Origin of the sequence: Mycobacterium sp. E2462 (assembly GCF_001672685.1) — a bacterium.
In the GTDB taxonomy this organism is placed as follows: Bacteria; Actinomycetota; Actinomycetes; order Mycobacteriales; family Mycobacteriaceae; genus Mycobacterium.
The window spans coordinates 1-5,940 of record NZ_LZKC01000119.1; the positions used below are offsets into that span (position 1 = coordinate 1).

The following is a 5,940-nucleotide window of genomic DNA, read 5'->3' on the forward strand; positions in this document are numbered from 1 at the left end:
TTCGCCGACACCGAGCCCGGCTCACCCGAGGCCAACGAGCGCAGCGCGGCCTCGAGCATGCTCTCGCGGGTCGCGTGGCCGCGCCGGTTAGGGCGCCGGCCGGCGATACCGGCTCCGCTTGCCTGCCGAGTCATTGGGCGATCTTATCGGCTGAGCGCACGCGGGCGAACAAGTTTCATAGAGGGTGCTTTTATATTGGGTGAGCGCGGCCTATGATGTGAGCGCGTGGAGGGAGGCGCGTAATGGCCAAGCCGCCGCTGTCGATGAAGCCGACCGGCTGGTTCCAGGTCGCCTGGTCCGACGAGATCGGCGTCGGCGACGTGCACAGGATGAAGTACTTCGACGAGGAAATGGTCGCCTGGCGGGCCGAATCCGGTCAGCTGACGGTCATGAACGCCTATTGCGAACACCTCGGCGCGCACCTTGGGTATGGCGGCAAGGTCGTCGGCGAGGTGTTGCAGTGCCCATTCCACGGCTGGCAGTGGAATCAGCAGGGCCGCAACGTGTGCATCCCCTATCAGGACCGCCCCAATCGCGGCCGACGAATCCGCAGCTATCCGGTGGTCGAGCGCAACCAGTCGATCTACATCTGGCACGACGTCGAGCGCCGCGACCCGTTCTTCGAGGCGCCCGACGTCTTCGGCGCGTTCGGTGACGGCAGCAGCGCGGCCGACTACTACCCGCAGCAACGGCTCTACCGCGAACGCCTGGAGATGCACCCGCAGTACGTCCTGGAGAACGGGGTGGACTTCGCCCACTTCAAATACGTCCACAACACGCCGATCGTGCCGGTGTTCACCCGCCACGACTTCGCCGAGCCGGTGTCCTTCGTCGACTTCACCATCACCTTCGAGGGCGACGACGGGCAGCGGATCGAGGACGTCAACAGTGGCGTGGAGGCGATCAACGGCGGCTTGGGCATCGCGGTGACCAAAAGCTGGGGCATGATCGACAACCGCACCATCTCGGCCATCACCCCGGTCGACGACCGCACCTCCGACGTCCGGTTCATGGTGTACATCGGCCGCACGCCGGGCAAGGATCCGGCGCGCGCGCAACGCAAGGCCGTCGAGTTCGGCGACGAGGTGATTCGGCAGTTCGCCCAGGACATCGAAATCTGGCAGCACCAACGGTATTCCGACCCGCCCGCGCTGGCCACCGGCGAATACGAAGGCTTCACGGCGATCCGCCAGTGGGCCAAGCAGTTCTATCCCGACGGCATCGGCGGCAGCGCCGCCGATGTCTACGCAGCGCTACAGAGAGGCTGACCCACCGATGCCCGCACCCGCCGGCCCCATCCGCGTCTTCCAAGTGGCCACAGGAAACGTCGGATCGGAGATGATCAAGCGAATCGCCACCCAACCGGACCTGGAACTTGTTGGCGTGCACTGTTATTCGCCAGAGAAGATCGGCAAGGACGCGGGTGAGCTGGCCGGTACGGCGCCCAACGGCGTGCTGGCCACGGGCAGCGTCGAGGAGATCATCGCGGCCAAACCGGACGTGCTGACCTTCCACGGCGTCTTCCCCGACGAGGACCTTTACGTCAGCGTTCTCGAGGCCGGGATCAACATCGTCACCACGGCCGACTGGATCACCGGCTGGCACCGCGACAAGAACCACCCGCACCCGTCGGGCAAGCCGGTGACCCAGCTGTTGGCCGACGCGTGCCACAGGGGCGGGTCGACGTTTTACGGCACCGGCATGAACCCGGGTCTCAACCAGATCCTCGGCGTCGTCTGCTCGGCCGACGTGGCCGACATCGAAAACATCACCACCATCGAGTCCGTCGACGTCTCCTGTCACCACTCCAAGGACACCTGGATCGAGGTGGGCTACGGCCGGCCCGTCGACGACCCGGAGATTCCGTCGAAGCTGGAGAAGTACACCCGCGTCTTCGCCGACAGCGTGTTGATGATGGCCGACTGCTTCGACCTGCCGCTCGACGAGGTCAAGTTCAGCTACGAGCTGGGCGCGTGCACCAAGGACGTCGACCTGGGCTGGTACACCCTGCCGAAGGGGTCGCTCGGCGGCAACTACATCAAATACCAGGGCCTCGTGGACGGGGTGCCGCGCGTGGAGACCCACCTCGAGTGGCAGATGACGCCCCACACCGACCCCAGCTGGAATATCAAGGGCTGCTACATCACTCAGATCAAGGGCGACCCCTGCATCTACAACAAACACATGATCTTCCCCGCGCAGGGCGTCGATCTGTCGAACCCCGAGAACTTCGCCTCCATCGGCATGACGGTGACCGGGATGCCGGCGCTGGCCTCGATCAAGTCGGTGGTGGCGGCGCCGCCCGGGCTCCTCACCAGTGCGGACCTGCCGTTGCGCGGGTTCGCCGGGCGGTTCACCCGGTAACCGGTCATGGGGGCCGCGCCCCTGGGCCGGCCCACCCGCGCCGTCGACCCTTGGCGCGCCTGTCATCGAATACATGTTCGAAAGACTATCGCCGGCGCCGGTCCACGGCCACGGCCCGCGCGCAACCTGTGGATGAAACCGGCACTGTGGACAAAGCTAGGGTGAACGTCATGCGAGTAGGCGTGCTGGGGGCGAAGGGCAAAGTCGGATCGGCGATGGTGGCGGGCGTGCGGGCCGCCGACGACCTGACCCTCTCGGCCGAGGTGGATGCCGGCGATTCGCTGGATCTGCTGACCGAAAGCGACACCGAGGCGGTCATCGACTTCACGCACCCCGACGTGGTGATGGGAAACCTGGAGTTCTTGATTCGCAACAACATTCACGCCGTGGTCGGCACCACCGGGTTCACGGCGGAGCGGCTGGACCAGGTGCGGTCCTGGCTGGCCGACAGCCCCGACACCGCGGTGTTGATCGCGCCCAACTTCGCGATCGGGGCGGTGCTGTCCATGCACTTCGCCCAGCAGGCGGCCCGCTTCTTCGACTCGGTGGAGGTCATCGAGCTACACCACCCGCATAAGGCCGACGCCCCGTCGGGCACCGCGACGCGCACCGCCAAGCTGATCGCCGAGGCCCGGAAGGGACTGCCGCCCAACCCCGACGCCACCAGCACCGGCCTGCCGGGTGCCCGCGGCGCCGACGTCGACGGCGTGCCCGTGCACGCGGTGCGCCTCGCGGGGCTGGTCGCCCATCAGGAGATCCTGTTCGGCACCGAGGGGGAGACGCTGACCATCCGCCACGACAGCCTCGACCGCACCTCGTTCGTGCCCGGCGTGCTGCTCGCGGTGCGCCGCATCACCGAGCGCCCCGGGCTGACGGTGGGACTCGAGCCCCTGCTCGACCTGGGCGCGACATGACATGAGCGACAACGCCCGCCTGCGCCGCACCCAGGTGCTCATCGTCCTGATGTGCGCGGCGATGCTGGCCTATTTCGTCCTGCTCGGCCGGATGGCCCTGGCCCTGATCGGCTCGGGGCGGGGCGCGGCGGTGGGGCTCGGCCTGGCCGTGTTGGTCATGCCATTCCTGGGGCTCTGGGCGATGCTGGCAACGCTGCGCTCAGGGTTCGCCCATCAACGATTGGCGCGCGAGATCGCGAGCGAGGGAATGGAATTGGACGTCAGCGCCCTGCCCCGGCGGCCGTCGGGCCGCATCGAGCGCGCCGCGGCCGACGCGCTGTTCGCCACCGTCCGCACCGAGGTCGAAGATCACCCCGACGACTGGCGCCGCTGGTATCGGCTGGCGCGGGCCTACGATTACGCGGGGGACCGCCGGCGGGCGCGGGAAGCCATGAGGACGGCAGTGCATTTGCAGGGTGGCCGATGAGCAAAACGCTGTTGATCGTCCACCACACACCGTCGCCGCACTGCCAGGAGATGTTCGAGGCGGTGCTTGCCGGCGCGACGGACCCCGAGATCGAAGGTGTCGACGTGGTGCGGCGACCGGCGCTGACTGTCTCCCCGGTCGAGATGCTGGCCGCCGACGGCTACGTGCTGGGCACCCCGGCCAACCTGGGCTACATCTCCGGCGCGCTCAAGCACGCGTTCGACGAGTCCTACTATCAGCTGCTCGACGCGACCAGGGGGCGGCCGTTCGGGTTGTACCTGCACGGCAACCAGGGCACCGAGGGGGCCGAGCGGGCCGTCGACCAGATCACCACGGGCCTGGGCTGGGTCAAAGCCGTTGCGCCAGTGATCGTTTCGGGAAAGCCCGGCAAAGACGACGTCGAGGCATGCTGGAATCTGGGCGCGACCGTTGCCGCGCAGCTCATGCAGTGAGCTCAATTGTGCGTCGGCTGGAACGCCTCGGCGGGCTGAGCCAAGGCCAACGCGGAACTGGTCCCGAGCGGGCCGCGGCAATCGAACAGCGTCGCGGCGCCCGTGGCCACCCCGGCCGTGCCGTAGTGACTGTTCGCCGCCAGGCCGAGGTATTCGCCGTCGGGCAGCCGGCTCGCGGTGACGGTGTAGTCAGCGTTGATGTAGCGCAATCCTCCGGTGCCCCAATGGGTCAGCGAGCTGGTGATGTCGCCGGCGAACGCCAGCCGCGTGAACGGGGTCAAGGGGTGGCCGTGCACCATCGGGCGAAAGAGGCGTGCCCAGGCGAACTTCTGCGCGTGCGACTGCTCCCACTCGCCGGCGGCGATGCCGGGGTGGCCCGCGGCGGTGGCGCCGTACGTCCAGATCAGAAACGGTGTGTCGGTTTCCATGTCGCCGGTGTCCAGCGGCGGGGGCGGCATCGTGGTGGGCGTCGACCACACCCGCCCGTCGGGATGCTCACCGCGCCGCAGAAACAGCGCGCTGGCCCGCGCGACGACCGTTCCCCGCTGCAGCAACGCTCCGTCGATCAGCTTGATGCGCCGGCCTTCCCGCTGCACCGACGTCTGCAGTCGAACCGGCTCGAGCAACGCCGGACGCAGCAGGTCCACCGTGAGGCGGGCGGGCTGGAAATCCGGAGCCGCGCCCACCCGTTCGATCCCCCAGCCCAGCAGGCCACCGACGATCTGCCCGCCCATCGTGGGTCCCCACGGGCCTTGCGTCAGCGGGCCCGGCAGGTAGGAGTCGCCGTCGACAGCGAAGAACGCCTCGGGCATGATGGCGGAGTCCTCGATCGTCACCGCTAACACGATAGGACACGGGATCATTAGGGACCGGGCATGCCTGCAGTAATCGAAATCCCGCGCACGCACAATCCGTTCGCCACGACGGGAGTGTCTCGCGGGGCCGACGGTGTCCCGCGCTACGACGAGCTGCCCGCCACGTTGCTCGAGATGCTCGCCGGACAGGTCGAGCGCCGCCCCGACAGCGAGGCGGTGGTGGAGCTCGGCGCCGACCGGCTCACCTACCGGCAGCTGTGGGAGCGCGCCGCCCGCGTCGCCGGGGGGCTGCGCGCGGCCGGCGTGGGCCCCGGCGACCGGGTGGCGCTGCGCTACCCGGCGGGAACCAGGTGGGCGGTGGCGTTCTGGGGCACGGTGATGGCCGGTGGCGTTGCGGTAGCGGTCAATACGCGCTCCGCGCGGCCGGAGGTGGACTTCGTGCTGTCCGATTGCGGCGCGCGGGTCGACCTGGGCCCGGACTCCGCACTGCCCGACGGGAACCCCTATGTGAGCGACGGGCTCGCGCCCACCGACATCGCGGCGCTGTTCTATACGTCCGGCACCACCGGTCACCCCAAGGGGGTGCCGACCACGCATGCGGCCTTCTTGACCAACACCGAGAATTCGATTCGCTGCCTGGACCAGCCGAGGGACCTCGGCGAGGCGATGCGCACGCTGATCTCGGTGCCGCTGTTTCACGTGACCGGTTGCAACACGCAGCTTCTGGTGGCGACCCGCCTGGGCGGTACGGCGGTCATCATGCCCACCCTGGATCTGGACGCGGTGATCACCGCGCTGGCTGCCGAGCGGATCTCGGTCTTGGTGACCGTGCCCGCCGTCTACTCGCTGATGTTGCGGCACTTTGTAATCGGCGAGCTGTCCGCGGCAGTGTTCGAGCACCGCGGGCACGTCGATCGGCGCGCCGCCGG

7 protein-coding genes and 1 pseudogene are annotated in these 5,940 nt (G+C 68.3%); 6 read left to right on the forward strand and 2 right to left on the reverse strand.

Annotated elements, in window-relative coordinates:
* A pseudogene (locus tag A5714_RS05610) lies at positions 1–134 on the reverse strand (TetR/AcrR family transcriptional regulator); the annotation flags it as partial.
* A gap of 108 nt (positions 135–242) precedes the next feature.
* Between A5714_RS05610 and A5714_RS05615 the strand changes: the two are divergent.
* The 5 genes from A5714_RS05615 to A5714_RS05635 all read left to right on the forward strand — a co-directional run bounded on the left by A5714_RS05615 (position 243) and on the right by A5714_RS05635 (position 4,196).
* Complete coding sequence (locus A5714_RS05615) at positions 243–1,268, forward strand: Rieske 2Fe-2S domain-containing protein (RefSeq protein WP_068283567.1); 1,026 nt, start codon at positions 243–245, stop codon at positions 1,266–1,268.
* Positions 1,269–1,275: 7 nt separating this feature from the next.
* Positions 1,276–2,364: a dihydrodipicolinate reductase gene (locus A5714_RS05620; protein ID WP_068283570.1), complete on the forward strand. Its 1,089-nt coding sequence runs from the start codon at positions 1,276–1,278 to the stop codon at positions 2,362–2,364.
* A 170-nt stretch (positions 2,365–2,534) separates the two neighbouring features.
* Positions 2,535–3,278 carry a 4-hydroxy-tetrahydrodipicolinate reductase gene (gene dapB, locus A5714_RS05625; protein WP_068283579.1) on the forward strand — a complete coding sequence of 248 codons (744 nt, stop codon included), beginning with the start codon at positions 2,535–2,537 and terminating at the stop codon, positions 3,276–3,278.
* 1 nt (position 3,279) lies between these two features.
* Positions 3,280–3,744 (forward strand): hypothetical protein, encoded by a 465-nt coding sequence (locus tag A5714_RS05630; protein ID WP_068283573.1) that lies wholly within the window; start codon positions 3,280–3,282, stop codon positions 3,742–3,744.
* Positions 3,741–4,196, forward strand: a complete 456-nt coding sequence (locus tag A5714_RS05635) for a flavodoxin family protein (protein ID WP_068074649.1) — start codon at positions 3,741–3,743, stop codon at positions 4,194–4,196. Before A5714_RS05630 ends, A5714_RS05635 begins: the two co-directional genes overlap by 4 nt.
* A gap of 2 nt (positions 4,197–4,198) precedes the next feature.
* Here the strand turns inward: A5714_RS05635 and A5714_RS05640 are convergent, their stop codons facing one another.
* Positions 4,199–5,032 (reverse strand): acyl-CoA thioesterase domain-containing protein, encoded by an 834-nt coding sequence (locus A5714_RS05640; RefSeq protein WP_197513561.1) that lies wholly within the window; start codon positions 5,030–5,032, stop codon positions 4,199–4,201.
* 39 nt (positions 5,033–5,071) lie between these two features.
* On the opposite strand from A5714_RS05640, the gene A5714_RS05645 reads away from it, so the two are divergent.
* Positions 5,072–5,940, forward strand: an 869-nt coding sequence (locus A5714_RS05645) for a class I adenylate-forming enzyme family protein (RefSeq protein WP_156747182.1), incomplete at its 3' end; no start/stop codon positions are given.